Origin of the sequence: Vibrio casei (genome assembly GCF_002218025.2) — a bacterium.
Classification (GTDB): Bacteria; Pseudomonadota; Gammaproteobacteria; order Enterobacterales; family Vibrionaceae; genus Vibrio; species Vibrio casei.
Genome location: NZ_AP018680.1, coordinates 2,160,343 through 2,177,085 on the forward strand (window position 1 = coordinate 2,160,343; position 16,743 = coordinate 2,177,085).

13 protein-coding genes, 1 tRNA gene and 1 rRNA gene are annotated in these 16,743 nt (G+C 40.6%); 5 read left to right on the forward strand and 10 right to left on the reverse strand.

All coding sequences use genetic code 11. The features are described 5' to 3' along the window. Positions 1-6: 6 nt before the first annotated feature. The 4 genes from phoU to VCASEI_RS10200 form a co-directional block, all read right to left on the reverse strand. Positions 7-705 carry a phosphate signaling complex protein PhoU gene (phoU, locus tag VCASEI_RS10185; RefSeq protein ID WP_086959398.1) on the reverse strand — a complete coding sequence of 233 codons (699 nt, stop codon included), beginning with the start codon at positions 703-705 and terminating at the stop codon, positions 7-9. A 70-nt stretch (positions 706-775) separates the two neighbouring features. Then, on the reverse strand, positions 776-1,594 hold the full coding sequence (gene pstB, locus VCASEI_RS10190; protein ID WP_086959396.1) for a phosphate ABC transporter ATP-binding protein PstB: 819 nt from the start codon (positions 1,592-1,594) through the stop codon (positions 776-778). Position 1,595: 1 nt separating this feature from the next. Then, positions 1,596-3,134, reverse strand: a complete 1,539-nt coding sequence (gene pstA / locus VCASEI_RS10195; protein ID WP_086959394.1) for a phosphate ABC transporter permease PstA — start codon at positions 3,132-3,134, stop codon at positions 1,596-1,598. 33 nt (positions 3,135-3,167) lie between these two features. Next, the gene (locus VCASEI_RS10200; protein ID WP_089111223.1) at positions 3,168-5,411 is read right to left on the reverse strand and encodes an ABC transporter permease subunit; all 2,244 of its coding nucleotides are present in this window, start codon (positions 5,409-5,411) and stop codon (positions 3,168-3,170) included. Between the two features lie 208 nt (positions 5,412-5,619). Between VCASEI_RS10200 and ppk1 the strand changes: the two genes are divergently transcribed. Further along, positions 5,620-7,704, forward strand: a complete 2,085-nt coding sequence (gene ppk1, locus VCASEI_RS10205; protein ID WP_086959391.1) for a polyphosphate kinase 1 — start codon at positions 5,620-5,622, stop codon at positions 7,702-7,704. A 1-nt stretch (position 7,705) separates the two neighbouring features. After that, positions 7,706-9,292, forward strand: a complete 1,587-nt coding sequence (ppx, locus tag VCASEI_RS10210) for an exopolyphosphatase (protein ID WP_086959390.1) — start codon at positions 7,706-7,708, stop codon at positions 9,290-9,292. 112 nt (positions 9,293-9,404) lie between these two features. Here ppx and VCASEI_RS10215 read toward each other — a convergent pair whose 3' ends face one another. Genes VCASEI_RS10215 through phoB form a run of 3 tightly spaced genes read right to left on the reverse strand, consistent with a single transcriptional unit; the run spans position 9,405 to position 12,415 of the window. Beyond that, a complete protein-coding gene (locus tag VCASEI_RS10215; RefSeq protein WP_086959389.1) occupies positions 9,405-10,370 on the reverse strand; it encodes a PstS family phosphate ABC transporter substrate-binding protein in 966 nt (321 codons plus the stop codon). Beyond that, positions 10,363-11,688 carry a phosphate regulon sensor histidine kinase PhoR gene (phoR, locus tag VCASEI_RS10220; protein WP_089111222.1) on the reverse strand — a complete coding sequence of 442 codons (1,326 nt, stop codon included), beginning with the start codon at positions 11,686-11,688 and terminating at the stop codon, positions 10,363-10,365. Before phoR ends, VCASEI_RS10215 begins: the two co-directional genes overlap by 8 nt. Positions 11,689-11,725: 37 nt before the next feature. Next, a complete protein-coding gene (gene phoB / locus VCASEI_RS10225; protein ID WP_086959387.1) occupies positions 11,726-12,415 on the reverse strand; it encodes a phosphate regulon transcriptional regulator PhoB in 690 nt (229 codons plus the stop codon). A gap of 255 nt (positions 12,416-12,670) precedes the next feature. Here phoB and rdgC point away from each other — a divergent pair, with 255 nt between their 5' ends. From rdgC to VCASEI_RS10240, 3 genes are all read left to right on the forward strand, one after another. Then, the gene (gene rdgC, locus VCASEI_RS10230; protein WP_089111221.1) at positions 12,671-13,582 is read left to right on the forward strand and encodes a recombination-associated protein RdgC; all 912 of its coding nucleotides are present in this window, start codon (positions 12,671-12,673) and stop codon (positions 13,580-13,582) included. A 178-nt stretch (positions 13,583-13,760) separates the two neighbouring features. Then, on the forward strand, positions 13,761-15,224 hold the full coding sequence (gene trhP, locus VCASEI_RS10235) for a prephenate-dependent tRNA uridine(34) hydroxylase TrhP (RefSeq protein WP_089111220.1): 1,464 nt from the start codon (positions 13,761-13,763) through the stop codon (positions 15,222-15,224). Continuing rightward, positions 15,225-15,479 (forward strand): YfhL family 4Fe-4S dicluster ferredoxin, encoded by a 255-nt coding sequence (locus tag VCASEI_RS10240; RefSeq protein WP_089111219.1) that lies wholly within the window; start codon positions 15,225-15,227, stop codon positions 15,477-15,479. It abuts the gene before it with no gap. Between the two features lie 83 nt (positions 15,480-15,562). On the opposite strand, the gene nfsA is transcribed toward VCASEI_RS10240, so the two are convergent. The 3 genes from nfsA to rrf all read right to left on the reverse strand — a co-directional run bounded on the left by nfsA (position 15,563) and on the right by rrf (position 16,680). Then, positions 15,563-16,285, reverse strand: a complete 723-nt coding sequence (gene nfsA / locus VCASEI_RS10245) for an oxygen-insensitive NADPH nitroreductase (RefSeq protein ID WP_089111218.1) — start codon at positions 16,283-16,285, stop codon at positions 15,563-15,565. Between the two features lie 172 nt (positions 16,286-16,457). Further along, positions 16,458-16,534 (reverse strand) — tRNA-Asp (locus tag VCASEI_RS10250). 30 nt (positions 16,535-16,564) lie between these two features. Beyond that, positions 16,565-16,680: ribosomal RNA gene (gene rrf, locus VCASEI_RS10255) — 5S ribosomal RNA — on the reverse strand. Positions 16,681-16,743: the final 63 nt, after the last annotated feature.

Consider the following 16,743-nt stretch of genomic DNA (forward strand, 5'->3'; position numbering starts at 1 on the left):
AGTGAATCACTCATCCAGTAACGACTGTAGATATTCAGGATCGTGACGTACATCCTTACCTTTTACGAAGTAAATGATGTACTCACAAATATTTTGGCAGCGATCACCTACCCGCTCAATCGCTTGAGCACAAGAGACTATCTGCATAATTTTCGGCACGGAACTGGGCTCTTCCATCATAAAGTCCATCATTTGACGTAATACCTTCTTGTACTCAGCATCAAGCTCATCATCCATATGGTAAACTTTAGCCGCCGCTTGCACATCCATACGGGCAAAGGCGTCTAATACTTGATGCAACATATGAACCGCCATTCGGCCAAAGGATTCAACCAACACAATCATACTTTCTTGCTTGGGTGAAAATTGCTCTTGAGCGACATAACCGATCTTAGTGGCCACATCCCCAATACGCTCTAAATCTGTAATGGTTTTAATGATTGCCATGATCAAGCGGAGATCTTTTGCTGTTGGTTGACGCTTAGCAATGATACGAGTACATGCTTCATCAATCGCCATCTCCATCTGATTTACTTTATGATCATTACGATTCACCTTACTCGCCAATTGCGAATCGTGTTTATACAATGCATGTAACGCCAACGAAATTTGCTCTTCAACCAAGCCACCCATTGCCAGAACATGGGTACGAATGGATTCAAGCTCAACGTTAAACTGCCCAGATATATGACGACCAAGTTGCATGCAATTCCTTTTAAAATTGAAATAAAAACATCAGGTAGTGATAGTAAATAACAATACTATATTAGTTAGCCTAGCCGTAGCGCCCTGTAATATAGTCTTCCGTTTTTTTCATTTTAGGTGAAGTAAAAATAGAATCAGTATCGCTATATTCTACCAACTGCCCCATATGAACAAAGGCGGTATGGTCACTCACTCGAGCGGCCTGTTGCATATTATGCGTGACAATCACTACCGTGTATTTTGTCTTGAGCTCTGAGATCAATTCTTCAATGGTTAAAGTCGATATAGGATCAAGAGCTGAGGTCGGTTCATCTAGCAATAAAACCTCAGGCTCTATCGCAATTGCCCGCGCAATCACCAAGCGTTGCTGCTGACCACCTGAAAGCCCAAACGCATTTTCATGTAACCTATCTTTCACTTCTTTCCATAATGCTGCGGCTCGAAGCGAACGCTCTACCGCGTCATCAAGAGTTCGAGAATCTTTCACTCCTTGAAGCCTCAACCCATACACCACATTTTCATAGATGGACTTGGGGAAAGGATTAGGACGTTGAAATACCATACCTACCCGACGACGCAAACTCGCCACATCGACATTAGGGTGATAAATATTACTACCATGTAAATTGATCGCCCCTTCAACTCTACAGCCCTCCACCAAATCATTCATCCGATTAATACAGCGTAATAACGTGGATTTACCACACCCTGATGGCCCAATAAAAGCCGTGACATGCCCTTTAGGAATTCGCATCGTAATATCTTTCAACGCTTGGGCCTGTTGATAGTAAAGATTCAGCCCTTCAATTGAAATGGCAGTTTGGCTATCAGTAAGTTGATTAACATCTAGCGGTTCGGCATAACCAAGTGCCGAATGGATCGAAAACATATTAATCGCTTCCTAAAGTTCTGAATTTTTCACGTAAATTATTACGGATCATAATCGCGGTAATATTGAGTCCTACCACCACACTTATCAGTAAAAATGACGTGGCAAAGACAAGAGGACGCGCAGCTTCAATATTTGGTGTTTGAAAACCGACATCATAAATATGAAAGCCCAAATGCATGAACTTACGCTCTAAGTGTAGATAAGGAAAAGCGCCATCAATCGGTAAGCTTGGTGCAAGTTTCACGACCCCCACCAGCATAAGTGGAGCAACTTCTCCCGCAGCGCGAGCAACCGCCAAAATGAGACCTGTCATGATTGCCGGACTCACCATTGGCAAAATGATCCGCCATAATGTTTCAAACTTAGTCGCACCGAGCGCATAAGAGCCATGACGAACCGCACTTGGTACTCGCGCTAACCCTTCTTCTGTTGCAACGATCACAACAGGTAACGTTAAAATAGCCAACGTTAAAGCCGACCAAAGTAATCCGGGCGTCCCAAATGTCGGTGTAGGTAAAGCCGAAGAATAAAACAACTTATCAATAGAGCTACCTATGGTGTAGACAAAAAAACCAAGGCCAAACACACCATACACAATAGACGGCACGCCCGCTAGATTCACAACAGAGATACGAATTAGCTTTGTTAAGGTTGTATTTCTAGCGTACTCATGCAAATAAATAGCCGCAATAACCCCTAATGGCATCACCATTATCGACATTAAAATGACCAATAATACCGTACCAAAAATAGCAGGAAACACCCCACCTTCAGAGTTTGATTCTCTTGGCGTCTCGGTCAAAAATTTCTTAACCTGAGTAATCCAGTGCAGAGCTTTATCTGATAAGCGCATATTATTGGGGTACCAAACATCTAGAACAGTCTCTATAGGGAGAGAAACGCGTTGTCCTCTCATGTCTTCAACTACAATGAACTGTTGGCGTAACTGACCTTGAAGTAAGTCAACTTTTTGCTCTAGCGCTGCTTGATGAATATCACCTTGTATAATCTCATCAATTTGTTGTCGAATATCATCAGCATTGCTTATCACTTTTTTAATCTGGGAAGGTAAGTTTGTCTCTATCTTCTTTTGACCATCAATGAACATCACTGGTGTACCGATAAAATCACCACTTCGGGTTCTTTCAAATACAGCAACATTATTAGGGGCTTTTTTATGGTATAAATCGATGGCTAACACCGAAATAAAATCCTGAGGATAAAGATCTCGGTTAGCCACTTTGATGGAAAGTCTTTCAACCTCACCTTTATCAATAATTGATTGAGGCCACTTCCTTCCCTGTTCAGAAAGATGATCTAAAGATACATAGTCACGTTGATAAACTTGCCCTAATAATATCGATCCGTCTTTATCTTGCCATTGATAAACTGGCGTAGGCCAAAAATAGACTAAGCCCTTCCAACCAATCAAAAGTAAAAGCCCTAAAACAGAAATTAAGCTAATGCTCACCGAACCCGCGGTTAGCCATATCCAAGGGGTGCCTGATTTAATCCAACCAAACCCATTATTTTTCACAATAAATACTTCCCTGATACTGGGTTTGTTAAGCTATAACGCACTGTATTTTTCTCTTAAACGTTGACGAACTAACTCAGCGATAGAATTCACCACAAAAGTAAAAACAAACAATAGAAAAGCCGATAAAAAGAGCAGCCTAAAATGAGAGCTCCCAACTTCTGACTCCGGCATTTCGATCGCGATATTAGCCGACAAAGTTCGCATACCCTCAAAGATATTCCAGTCCATCACTGGTGTGTTGCCCGTTGCCATCAGTACAATCATAGTTTCACCAACCGCTCGACCTAACCCCATCATCACCGCAGAGAAAATCCCTGGCGATGCGGTCACGAGTACAACCGTCGTTAAACATTGCCATGACGTTGCACCCAACGCACTGGCTCCATCAGACAAATGTTTAGGCACGGAAAAAATCGCATCTTCTGCGATGGTAAAAATGGTTGGAATAACCGCAAATCCCATAGCAAAGCCAACAATCAATGCATTTCGTTGATCAAAATCAAGGCCGATTTCAGCCATAAATAAACGAACATCACCACCAAACAACCAATGCTCCACGTTATGACCATAATTCATAATCAATAAGGCGAAACCAAGCACAACAGGTATCAAGATTAAGGCAACCCAACCTTGGTAGGCTTCTACTCCCAAATATTGACGAATCATCTGCCATATAAAAGCGCAAACCAAAATGACGACCGGTAATAAAGTCATAAACAATATTGTGTTCAACAAATTCATTTCCACAATTGGAGCCAGCCATAACCCGGCTAAAAAACCAATGATAACCGTTGGCAGAGCTTCCATCAGTTCAATCGTAGGCTTTACATAACGACGCATTCTGGTAGTCATAAAGTACGCGGTATAGATAGCACCACAGATGGCAATCGGTACTGCAAAAATCATCGCAAAAACAGCCGATTTAAGCGTTCCAAAAGCAATGGGAACCAAACTAAATTTAGCTTCGAAATCATTACTGGCAGCGGTCGATTGCCAAACATATTCAGGTTCAGGGTATCCTTCATACCATACCTTTTTCCACAGCGAGGAAAATGAAATTTCAGGATATGAGTTATTTACAGAGTAAACATTCAAACCGCCAAGGTTTGCGGTAATCAAATAGTTTTCACTCGACGATATTCCAGCCGTTAAGGGGATATTATCCGTAACACGTTTCGAAAAAACTCGGTCATTCGATGTGGTATAAAAGTTCTCAATGACACCATTATCATGAAAACTATAAAATCCTTTACGATAATAATCCGGCAGCACAAAATTCACGTTAGGTGCTAACTTAAAATCTCGAATATAGGTGAAATGACGCTCACCATTTTTCAAAACATCAAACCACTGAGAAACTTGTCCTGTTTCATCAGTAACTAAAACCGAGTTAGCCCCAGAGAGTAATGCTAAGTGATTCCCTATTCGCGTTTTACCTGCAGAGGAAAGCGGTACAACTTCTCTTAATACAAATTTATTGGCTTGACGCTTAAGTACCGTTATTGAATCAGCAGATAAGACGTATACGGTTTTACCATCGGGAGTAACACGATAATCCTTCACGTCAATATTCAACGTTGGAAAATAAAGACGACTTTCTTGCCAAAGTGGCTCAACGTTCGTTTGGTTAAACTGAGTGGGTTTCGAATACGCCATACCTTGCCAATCATTTTCACTATTCTGTCCAATAAAAATAGCGTCATTAGCATTAATCGCAAAATCAAACGAGGTGATCGGCAACCCTGCAGGATCTAATTGAACTGGGCTATGTACAAAAGCGCTCACACTGGGTGAAGAATGCCGTCCGTTAGAAGTAAATACATTCGAAAACTTAGGATGGACAGCAATAATCTGACCTTGATGATTCGCATACCCATACCAACGGCTATTCATCATTGCAGCTCTAAAGGCAACAGGATCTGTTGCTACGTTCATGGTAAGCAAAGGCTTGTCGTGACTATCTCCCACCTTACCTAGCGCAATAAAGCTCAATTGTCCTTGTTCGGTAAAGGTAAATGCGGTTTTTGCATTGTCATCGATCCCTACCGCAATCGGGGTATTTTTCTCACTCAACCCCGGCAGAGCTTTATGATTAAGCGGAGTAATATTCGCAGCAGAAAAGATAGGAGCGATCACGATGATCAAATAAAAAATCAGTAACACAAGAGCAAGCAAAACAGTGATACCACCAAGTTTAATCACCGAGCTCGCCAAGCGATCAGTCACCCAGCGTCTTTTATCTCGTTGTTTAAAAAAAGTATCAACTTGAGCCATGTTCACATTACCTATTTAGATTCATGCCATAATATGTCGAATACATGACATTTTTATTACTACATTTTGCAGCATGCTTGATTTTATTGCCTTTACGATAAGGAAGTTCATCCTTTGAAATAAAAATGTCACATTTTAGCACTACATTCCAAGGACTCTAGGATAGAAATTATTTCCCTTTCTCTATTTTTACAAGCTGGATGGTAAAATGAGCTCAGAAAAACTTTACATTGAAAAAGAACTTAGTTGGCTGTCTTTCAACGAACGTGTATTGCAAGAGGCCGCAGACAAAACCGTTCCACTAATTGAACGCGTTCGCTTTTTAGGCATTTTTTCAAGTAACTTAGACGAGTTCTACAAAGTCCGTTTTGCTGATGTCAAACGTCGTATATTAATAAGCCAAGAGAGCAAAAGCAGCGACAGTCCTAAACACTTATTAACCAAGATGCAAACTAAGGTGCTAAAACTCAATCAGCGATTCGATGAACTCTACAATGAATTGATTCTTGAAATGGCGCGCCGTCGAATTTTCTTAGTGAATGAATCCCAGCTACAAGAATACCAACAAAAATGGATAAAGAAATATTTCGAACGTGAAGTTCTTCCTCATATCACGCCTTTTTTAATGAGTTCCGATACCGATGTCCTCAGCTTCTTAAAAGATGAACATTCTTATCTTGCCGTTGAGATAACCAATAATGATCAACGTAATTTTGCATTAATTGATATCCCAACCAATCACCTTCCGCGATTTATCATGGTGCCAGAACAAAAAGGGAAAAGCCGTAAAACCATCATATTATTAGATAATATTATCCGTTTTTGTTTAGATGATATTTTTAAAGGTTTCTTTGAGTACGAAGAACTTAAGTGCTATACCATGACGATGACACGCGATGCAGAATATGATTTACGTCATGAAGTAGAACACAGTTTACTTGAACAAATGTCTGATGGCGTGAATCAACGCTTAACGGCTATGCCAGTACGTTTAGTATATCAGCGTGATATGCCAGAACATCTATTGAAGTTTTTATGTGAAAAACTCAATATGAGCAGTTACGACAGCTTGATCCCAGGGGGGCGCTATCATAACTTTAAAGATTTCACGAGCTTCCCTAACGTTGGGCGAGACTATTTAGAAAATAAACCTCTTCCACCTTTAAAGTGCGCTGATTTTGACGGTTACCCTAACAGCTTTGAAGCGATTAGCGCGCAAGATATTTTATTATATTATCCCTACCACTCATTCGATCATATCACTGAATTGGTTCGCCAAGCCTCATTCGATCCCAAAGTGATTAGCATAAAAATCAACATTTACCGCGTGGCTAAGAACTCCAAATTAATGAATTCGTTAATGGATGCGGTTCACAATAAAAAGAAAGTCACTGTAGTGGTGGAGCTTCAAGCCCGCTTTGATGAGGAAGCCAACATTGAATGGGCAAAATTATTAACCGATGCTGGCGTTCACGTTATTTTTGGTGCACCCGGCCTTAAAATCCACTCGAAATTACTCTTAATTACTAGACGTGAACAGGAAGAATTAAAACGCTACGCACATGTTGGAACAGGTAACTTCCATGAAAAAACCGCTCGAATTTATACCGATTTTGCCTTACTGACGGCCGATCCTTTGATCACTAGCGAAGTGCGCAATGTATTTGGTTATATAGAGAACCCTTACCGGCCAGTAAGATTCAATCAATTAATGGTTTCACCTCGTAATTCTCGTCAACAAATATATAAGATCATTGATAGTGAAATAGCCATAGCAAAAGAAGGCAGGAAAGCAAGCATCATATTAAAAGTAAATAACCTAGTTGATAAGGGCTTAGTCAGTAAATTATATGGGGCAAGTAATGCGGGCGTGAAGATAAAAATGATCATTCGCGGTATGTGTTCATTGGTTCCGGGAATTCAAGGCGTGAGTGAAAACATCACCATCATTAGTGTCATCGATCGTTTTCTTGAGCATCCTCGCGTGATGGTGACTGAAAATGACGGTGATCCTAAAGTCTATATCTCTTCTGCCGACTGGATGACACGAAATATCGATTATCGAATTGAAGTGGCAACTCCCGTTCATTCCCCACGTTTAAAACAACGTATTATTGATATTTTAAACATACACTTCATTGATACGGTCAAAGCTCGAGTCATCGATAAAGAAATGAGTAACACTTATGTGCCACGCGGTAACCGGAAAAAAGTTCGCTCACAAATTGCTATTTATGATTATTTAAAGCAAATTGAAAAGAAAGCACGTCAAAAAATAGAGCCAACAGAATAATATGAATTCAACCAACGAACCTAACATTGCACCTAAAGCATCGGGATCAAGTGAGAACGCACCTAGCGATAGACAAATTGCGGCGATTGATCTTGGCTCAAATAGTTTTCATATGGTCGTCGCTAAAGTGATTGGTAGCGACTTACAAATTGTCAGCCGTCATAAACAAAGAGTGCGTTTAGCTGATGGCCTAGATAGCTATATGAATCTAGATAATGCCGCCATACAAAGAGGCTTAGACTGCCTTGCCATGTTTGCAGAAAGGCTTGTCGATTTTGCCCCACAGAATGTCCGAATTGCGGCCACTCATACTTTACGTCAAGCTAATAATACACATATTTTTTTATCTAGAGCTAAGCATGTTTTACCGTTTCCAATTGAAGTAATTCCAGGAGTAGAAGAAGCTCGTTTGATCTATTTAGGCGTTGCACATACTCAACCAGAATGGGAAAAAAAATTAGTCGTCGACATTGGTGGCGGCAGTACTGAAATGATCATTGGTGAAGCTTTTGAACCCCACCTACTTAACAGTAAACAACTTGGCTGTGTCAGTTATACCAATAAATTCTTCCATAATGGAAAGCTCTCTAAGAAAAACTTTTCGAAGGCTATTTTAGCGGCCGAACAAAAACTCGAGTCATTAAGCCAATCTTATAAAAAACTAGGATGGGATGCGGCTCTTGGCTCATCTGGCACTATCAAAGCCATCCGTGAAGTCCTTATGGGTCTTGGCCATGAAGATGGGTTAATTACGATTGAAAGGCTCAAACACCTGATTGATGAGCTGTGTGAACTGGATCAAATTGACGACATAAAATTAGAAGGCCTCACGGACGATAGAAAGCCCGTCTTTGCTGCAGGTGTGGCTATTTTATATGCGGTTTTTAATTCTTTTTCGATCGACCACATGCATTTTTCTGATGGGGCATTACGCGAAGGATTAATGTATGAAATGGAAGATAGATTCCAGCGCTCTGATATTCGAATGAGGACAGCGGAGAACCTTGCCGAGAAACATCAAGTTGATTTAACACATGCTAGCCATGTTCGAGATCAGGCTGAATTATTTTTAAATCAAGTTGGCTCTAGCTTATCTATCGAACCTGAAAGCGAACTTTGCAGCTTACTCAGTTGGGGAGCTTTATTACATGAAGTTGGTTTAAGCATTGGCTATAAAGGCTTTCATCGTCACTCCGCTTATATTCTACAGCACACCAATATGCCAGGATTCAATCAAGAACAGCAGCAAGTTTTAGCCGCTTTGGTTCGCTTTCAACGTAAAGCATTAAAACTTCAAGAAATGCCAGCTCTTTCCATTTATAAGGCAAAACAAATCCTACCTTTAATTGCAATTTTACGTCTCGCAATTGTGCTTAATGGACAGCGACAGGGAGTTGCAGACCTACCCTCTTTAACTCTCTCTATTCTTGATATTAATGATGAGGTTGATGGGGAGGATGGCATTCAACAAAAATGGAAAATAACGTGCTCGAATCCAGATTGGCTAAGTGAAAATCGCTTACTGCATGCAGATCTTGTCACAGAAAAAGCGTATTGGAAAAGTGCTGGATGGCACTTAATGTTTTAATTTTCATAAAAAATAGCCGCATAATCAAAGCTCAGTAATAAGAGTATTCTTCAGTATGCGGCTATTTTATATTGAACACTTATATTCCAAATACGCCTCAAAGCCGCTCCTCCTAAAGTTCCAAACCAACCTTATTCAATTCAGATTTCGCTAGCTCAGAAGAAAGCGGAACATAACCATCTTTTTCCACACCAAGTTGGCCTTGCTTTGAAAAAATAAACTTCAAAAATTCAGCTTCACTTACGGGTAGAGGCTTCAGTGGGTCTTTATTCACATACAAGTATAAATAACGAGCTAATGGATAACGCCCGGTTAAAATATTTTCTCTTGTTGGTTCAACATAATCACTTCCCTTTCTTGCAAGAGGAAGAAGCCTGGCTTTTGACACTTGATAACCAATACCAGAATAACCAATACTGTTAATCGATGAGGCCACCGATTGAACGACAGAAGCCGATCCTGGTTGCTCATTCACTCCACGCTTAAAATCACCGCCACACAAAGCGTGTTGCTTAAAATAGCCATAAGTACCTGACACCGAATTACGACCAAATAATTGAAAGCCTAATCGAGCCCAATCGGACTGAATCCCTAACTGCTGCCAACGATCTAATGGTTTCGTACCGCCACATTGCATCGTTGATGAAAAAATCGCATCTAATTGTTCAAAGTTCAGTCCCTTAATGGGGTTGTCTTTATGAACAAAAATACCAATGGCATCAATAGCCACTTTTAATGACACAGGGGGGTAGCCATATTGACGCTCAAAAGCCTCAATTTCTTTTGCTTTCATCGGGCGGCTCATTGGGCCAAATTGTGATGTCCCCTCAGTCAATGCGGTTGGAGCGGTTGACGAACCCGATGCCTGTATTTGCATATTAATATTCGGGTAAATATTGTGAAATTCTTGCGCCCACAAAGTGATCAAACTGGCTAAAGTATCAGAACCAACCGACGATATCGTATCGGAGATACCTGATCTTTTTTGATAATCAGGAAGCTCATCAACTTCCATTTTATTGGCATAACTAGAAAAAGAAAACATGATGAGCAATACGACGGCGCTAATCTTACACATTGTCTCCCCTTTCTATTATGTTACGTGCAACCAACTTTTTAGGTAACACAAATGAAAAACAGCTGCCTTCTCCTACTTGGCTTTGAATGTCTAAATAGGACTCATGATGACTTAAAGCATGCTTAGCTATCGCCAACCCTAGCCCACTACCGCCCGTTTCTCTTGAACGAGCTTTATCTACTCGATAAAAACGCTCAGTAAGACGATGAATATGCTGAGGCTCAATGCCATCTCCACTGTCTTTTACAGATAAACATGCCCCTTTAGGGGTTTCATGCCACTTAACACAAACATCAGCTCCAGGTGGCGTATATTTAACGGCGTTATACACTAAGTTAGAAATAGCACTGCGCAATTGATCTTCATCTCCATATACATTTAGCTTCTTATCAATATCGAAAACAATATTGTGTTGATGAGGCCCACTTAACGCCACCGCTTCTTTCTCTAAAATATCAAGCATTGAGGGTATGTTGACGATCTCATCAAGATCATGAATTGGTGCGGCCTCTATTTTGGATAAGGTCAGTAATTGTTCAACTAATGAATTCATCCGCGATAATTGTTCCGTCATTACACCATGGGCTTTCGACCACATTGGCCCAGCAAGAACTTCCGGATCTTCCGTCATTTCTAAATAACCTTGTAACACCGTCATTGGCGTTCGTAACTCATGAGAAACATTAGCAAAAAAGTTACGACGCATACCTTCAAGCTGCTTAAGTTGTGTGATATCACGCACGACCATAAGATGCTCACCATCGGTGTACGGGACTATACGTAGTTCAAGAACACGGTCCGGTGTTAATGGCGATAACATCTCTAGAGGTTCTGAAAAATCTTTTTTCGAAAGATATTTAATAAAATCGGGCGTCCGAATCAAGTTAGCTATAGGCTGTCCGGTGTCATCTGGCCAACGAAAACCAAGTAATGATTGTGCAAGTTTATTACACCAAACAATGTTGCCTTCGCTGCGAAAAACCACCACGGCATCAGGTAAAGACTCGGCACCATTACGGAAGCGACGAATAATGTTACCTAATTCTTTACGGCGACGACGCTGCTTTTGTTGTAAACGATAAATGCCATTAAATAAAGGCTCCCAACTCCCATTACCAGAAGGCGGGCTTAAGCGTTTTTCATCCCATAACCATTCCGATAAACGGACTTGATTATGTAATTGCCACAACAATTGTAAGACTGTCGCGGCTAACAGCAACCAACTCATCGAGCCAAAGAACCACCCGATTAAAATCCAAGGGAGGTAAAAAAAAGCCAGCGACCAAGCTAGCTTTTTCGAGGTTAACCTTTCAACCATTCAGTAAGATACTCCACTTATCAGGTATAAATTGCTCTTATGCTCGTGTAGAGAAACGATAGCCAGCCCCACGAACGGTTTGAACTAATTTATCATGCCCCGCAAGCTCTAACGCTTTTCTTAAGCGACGAATGTGAACATCAACCGTTCTATCTTCTACATAAACGTTGGTTCCCCATACATTATTAAGAAGTTGCTCACGGCTATAGACACGTTCTTGATGTGTCATGAAAAAGTGTAGCATTTTGAATTCAGTCGGCCCCATGTCAACCGCTTCTTCATTTGCCGTCACTCGGTGAGAAACAGGATCTAACTTCAACCCCTGTACATCTATCACATCCTCTAAAGCTGTAGGAGTAACTCTTCGAATCACCGCTTTTAAACGTGCTACCAATTCTTTTGGTGAAAATGGTTTAGTAATGTAATCGTCAGCGCCGACTTCCAAGCCTCTGACTTTATCTTCTTCTTCACCACGAGCCGTTAACATAACAACTGGAATATTTCGAGTCAGCTCTTCACGTTTAAGGTGCTTAATAAAATTGATACCAGAGCCGCCAGGAAGCATCCAATCGAGTAAAATCAGATCAGGATAAGGTTCGCACAGTTTACTAATTGCAGTATCGTAATCTTCCGCTTCAACCGTTTGATAACTTTTTTGCTCTAATACAAAACAAAGCATCTCCCGGATTGGAGCCTCATCTTCAACAACCAAAATTCTTCTCGACATATTCGAAATACCTTTCGCACCTAACGTTTTAATGATGATTTAATGCATATTATGTGTTTTAAGTATGACACTTTTGTGACTAACGCAAACTAAATTTCATGTAAGTGTCAACAAACACATGACAATTTGTCATAACTGAGTGCGGCCTTAAGTAATAAGTTGGTGAATTCATCACCTCACAACCAGCCACTCTTTGACTAAAGATACAAATATTCTATTATGTGGCTCAACTTTCCAGCCCCGAGTATGAGAATTATGTGGTTTAAAAATTGTTTAGTGTACCGTTTCAACCGTGAAATTAACTTTGATGTCGATAAATTAGAGTCTCAACTCGCTGAATTCACTTTTTCTCCATGTGGCAGCCAAGATAAACAAAAATTTGGCTGGACCAGTGTTATCAATAAGCATTCAGAAGTATTAACTCATATCGCTGGCGACAACATTCTCATTAAAGCAAAAAAAGAAGAAAAGTTATTACCGGCTTCAGTGATTAAGGACTCTCTACAAGATAAAATTGACTCACTCGAGCAACAAGAAGGCCGCCCTTTAAAGAAAAAAGAAAAAGATGATTTAAAGGATGAAATCTTGATTGATTTACTTCCGAGAGCGTTCAGTCGGCATCATTTTACACCTATTTTAGTGATGCCTAAATTGGGTTTAATCTTGGTCGACTCAAGCAGCTCTAAAAAAGCGGAAGATGCCTTGGCCTTATTGCGTAAAACCATGGGAAGCTTACCAGTTGTCCCAGCCATACCTGAAGTTGCGATTGAAACAAGTTTAACTGAATGGGTAAAAACGGGTGACTTACCACAGGGTTTTCAATTGTTAGACGAAGCTGAACTTCACTCTCTTCAAGAAGATGGCGGGATCATTCGTTGTAAAAAGCAAGAACTCAGTGCTGAAGAAATTCAAAATCATATTGCCGCCGATAAAGTGGTAACAAAGCTGGCTTTAGATTGGCAAGAACACATTGAGTTTGTATTATCGGCCGATGTCAGCATTAAACGCTTGAAGTTTAGTGATGAATTAAGAGATACCAATGAAGATATTCCTCGTGAAGATGCTGCTCAACGTTTTGATGCAGACTTTGTTTTAATGTGTGGTGAATTTGAGAATTTCTTCCCACAATTATTTGACGCTTTAGGTGGATTACCTAAACAAGATTAATCAAACAGAATCATTGAGCGAGAGATACTATAAGCTCTCGCTCCTTCCCTATCTTATTTCCCTACAGTTTCTGTGCTTTTCTCGCTTTTATAGCAAACATAGCGTAAAATTCGCTCCCTAAATTTATACCGCTTGGTGGTATAAATCTGACCTGAAATCAGACCTTGAGAATAAAACCATGCTAAAACCTGAATCTAACTTTGTACCAGAATTATTGTCTCCTGCTGGCAGCTTAAAAAATATGCGCTATGCCTTTGCTTATGGTGCCGATGCTGTTTATGCCGGACAACCCCGCTATAGCCTTCGTGTTCGTAATAATGAATTCAATCATGAGAACCTTCAAATCGGCATCAATGAAGCTCATGCACTCGGTAAAAAATTGTATGTGGTTTGTAATATTCAACCACATAACTCCAAACTAAAAACTTTCATTCGTGACTTGAAACCTGTAGTAGAAATGAAGCCAGATGCTTTGATCATGTCAGATCCAGGTTTAATCATGATGGTTCGTGAAGCCTTCCCTGATATGGCTATTCACTTATCTGTACAAGCTAACGCTGTTAACTGGGCGACCGTAAAGTTTTGGTCGACTCAAGGTATTGAACGTGTGATTTTATCTCGTGAATTATCATTAGAAGAAGTGGAAGAGATCCGAGAACATTGCCCAGAAACCGAATTGGAAATCTTTGTTCATGGTGCATTATGTATGGCTTATTCTGGCCGTTGTTTATTATCTGGCTACATGAATAAGCGCGATCCAAACCAGGGTACATGCACCAATGCTTGTCGTTGGGAATACAACGTTGAAAAAGGTAAAGAAGACGAAACTGGGCAGATTATTTCCGCCAATCCAACAAGCAGTGTAGAACAGTTTGACCCAAATGCAGCAACAACCATTGAAGTGCAAGAAGAACGTCCTGACAATACGCTAGGTCTTGGTAAACCTACCGATGAAGTCGTACTGCTTTCTGAGTCACATCGCCCTGAAGAAAAGATGGCTGCCTTTGAAGATGAACATGGTACCTATATTATGAATTCGAAAGATCTTCGCGCTGTACAGCACGTTGAACGTTTGACGAAGATGGGTGTTCATTCACTAAAGATTGAAGGTCGTACTAAGTCTTTCTACTACTGCGCCCGTACCGCTCAAGTTTATCGTAAGGCCATTGATGACGCCGTAGCTGGTCGTCCTTTTGATGATAGCTTAATGGGAACACTCGAAAGTCTTGCGCACCGCGGTTACACAGAAGGCTTCTTACGCCGTCATACTCATGATTCATACCAAAACTACGATTATGGTTATTCAGTTTCTGATTCACAGCAATTTGTTGGCGAGTTTACAGGGAAAACACGTCTATCAGAAAAACATGGTCACCTTGCTGAAGTCGAAGTGAAAAATAAATTTATGGTTGGCGATAGTATTGAGATGATGACCCCTCGAGGCAATATCATCTTTACTCTCGAAGCGATGGAAAACCGCAAGTTTCAAGAGGTCGACGATGCAAAAGGCAATGGTCACTTTGTCTTCATTCCTGTACCTGAAGATTTGGATCTCAGCTTTGGCTTGTTAATGCGTAATCTGTCCACGGGACAAGATACACGTAATCCCAATACATCTACTGCCGCTGTAGAAGCAAATTAAATGGCTTTGTTAATTACAGATAAGTGCATAAATTGTGATATGTGTGACCCAGAATGCCCAAATGGTGCCATATCAATGGGTGACAGCATTTATGAAATTGACCATAATTTATGCACTGAATGTAAAGGGCACTACGACAAGCCAACTTGCCAATCGGTGTGCCCTATCAATAATTGCATCACAGTCGACCCTGAACACATTGAGAGCGAAGGTCAATTACTTGAAAAATTTGTAGTTATTCAAAATCTCGCCTAATAATTGCCAAGCATAGACAAATAAGGGCCTGAAAATTTAATCTTCAAGCCCTTTTTAGATCGCGATGTAGTATCAAGATTAAATTACTTAGTCGCCAAGCCTTTTGAGTTTAAGTAACTTAGAATAAACGGGCGTGATTCCTTGCTTAAACGTTCACTGATATGATCAGACCAAGACCCGGTCTTTTGATTGCTACCACGAGTTTGGTAATAATGATTTGTTTTATCATCATATTCCATAACGGCTTGAGCGGATAATGGTTGATAAGTATTTTGATGAACAATGACTTTCTGAGGTAATCGAGGTTTTATTTGTGGTGATTGATCGGGGTGTCCTAGGCACATGCCAAACATGACCGCACAATATTGTGGTAAACCGAGTAATTCATCCACGTCTTTTGGACTATTTCTAAGCCCACCAATATAAACACCACCTAAGCCTAGAGACTCTGCCGCTAACAAGGTGTTTTGAGCCATGATTCCAGCATCGATAGCACCAATAAGAGTCAGTTCTGTAAACTCTGGTTTAACTTCACTTGAAAGTTGGTAATGGCGCTGATAATCGATACAAAAAACCAAAAATTCAGCAGCCGTTTCCACATAAGCTTGTCCTCCAGAAAATTGGACTAATGCTTTTCGTATAATAGGATCGGTAACACGAATAATTGAGGTAGTTTGTAAAAAACTAGAAGAGGAAGCCGAAATCCCAGACGATAGAATCATATCCAATTCTTCCTCAGTGATAACTTTATCGGTAAATTTCCTAATAGAACGATGATTAAGCATCGTATTAATAACAGGGTTCATAAGTATAAGTTTCTCCAGCTTGATATTAATGAAACTCCACCACAATAATTTTATTTAACTCAGTTGATATAGTGCAAAGTCAGTATGTGCTAAAAGCATACCATTATATTTACTAGATTTAACAAACAAAAAAGCCTGACTCTTTCGAATCAGGCTTTCATCTAAAAATAAGTGGCGGAGTGGACGGGACTCGAACCCGCGACCCCCGGCGTGACAGGCCGGTATTCTAACCAACTGAACTACCACTCCGCAGTGTCTATTCAGTAAACTAAATTTAAAGCCTGGCGATGTCCTACTCTCACATGGGGAAACCCCACACTACCATCGGCGCTACTTCGTTTCACTTCTGAGTTCGGCATGGAATCAGGTGGGTCCAAAGCGCTATGGTCGCCAAGCAAATTCTTTGGTTAAACGCAAAAGCGTTTAACTTAATTCGGAAAGCTGTTCGTTCTCACACT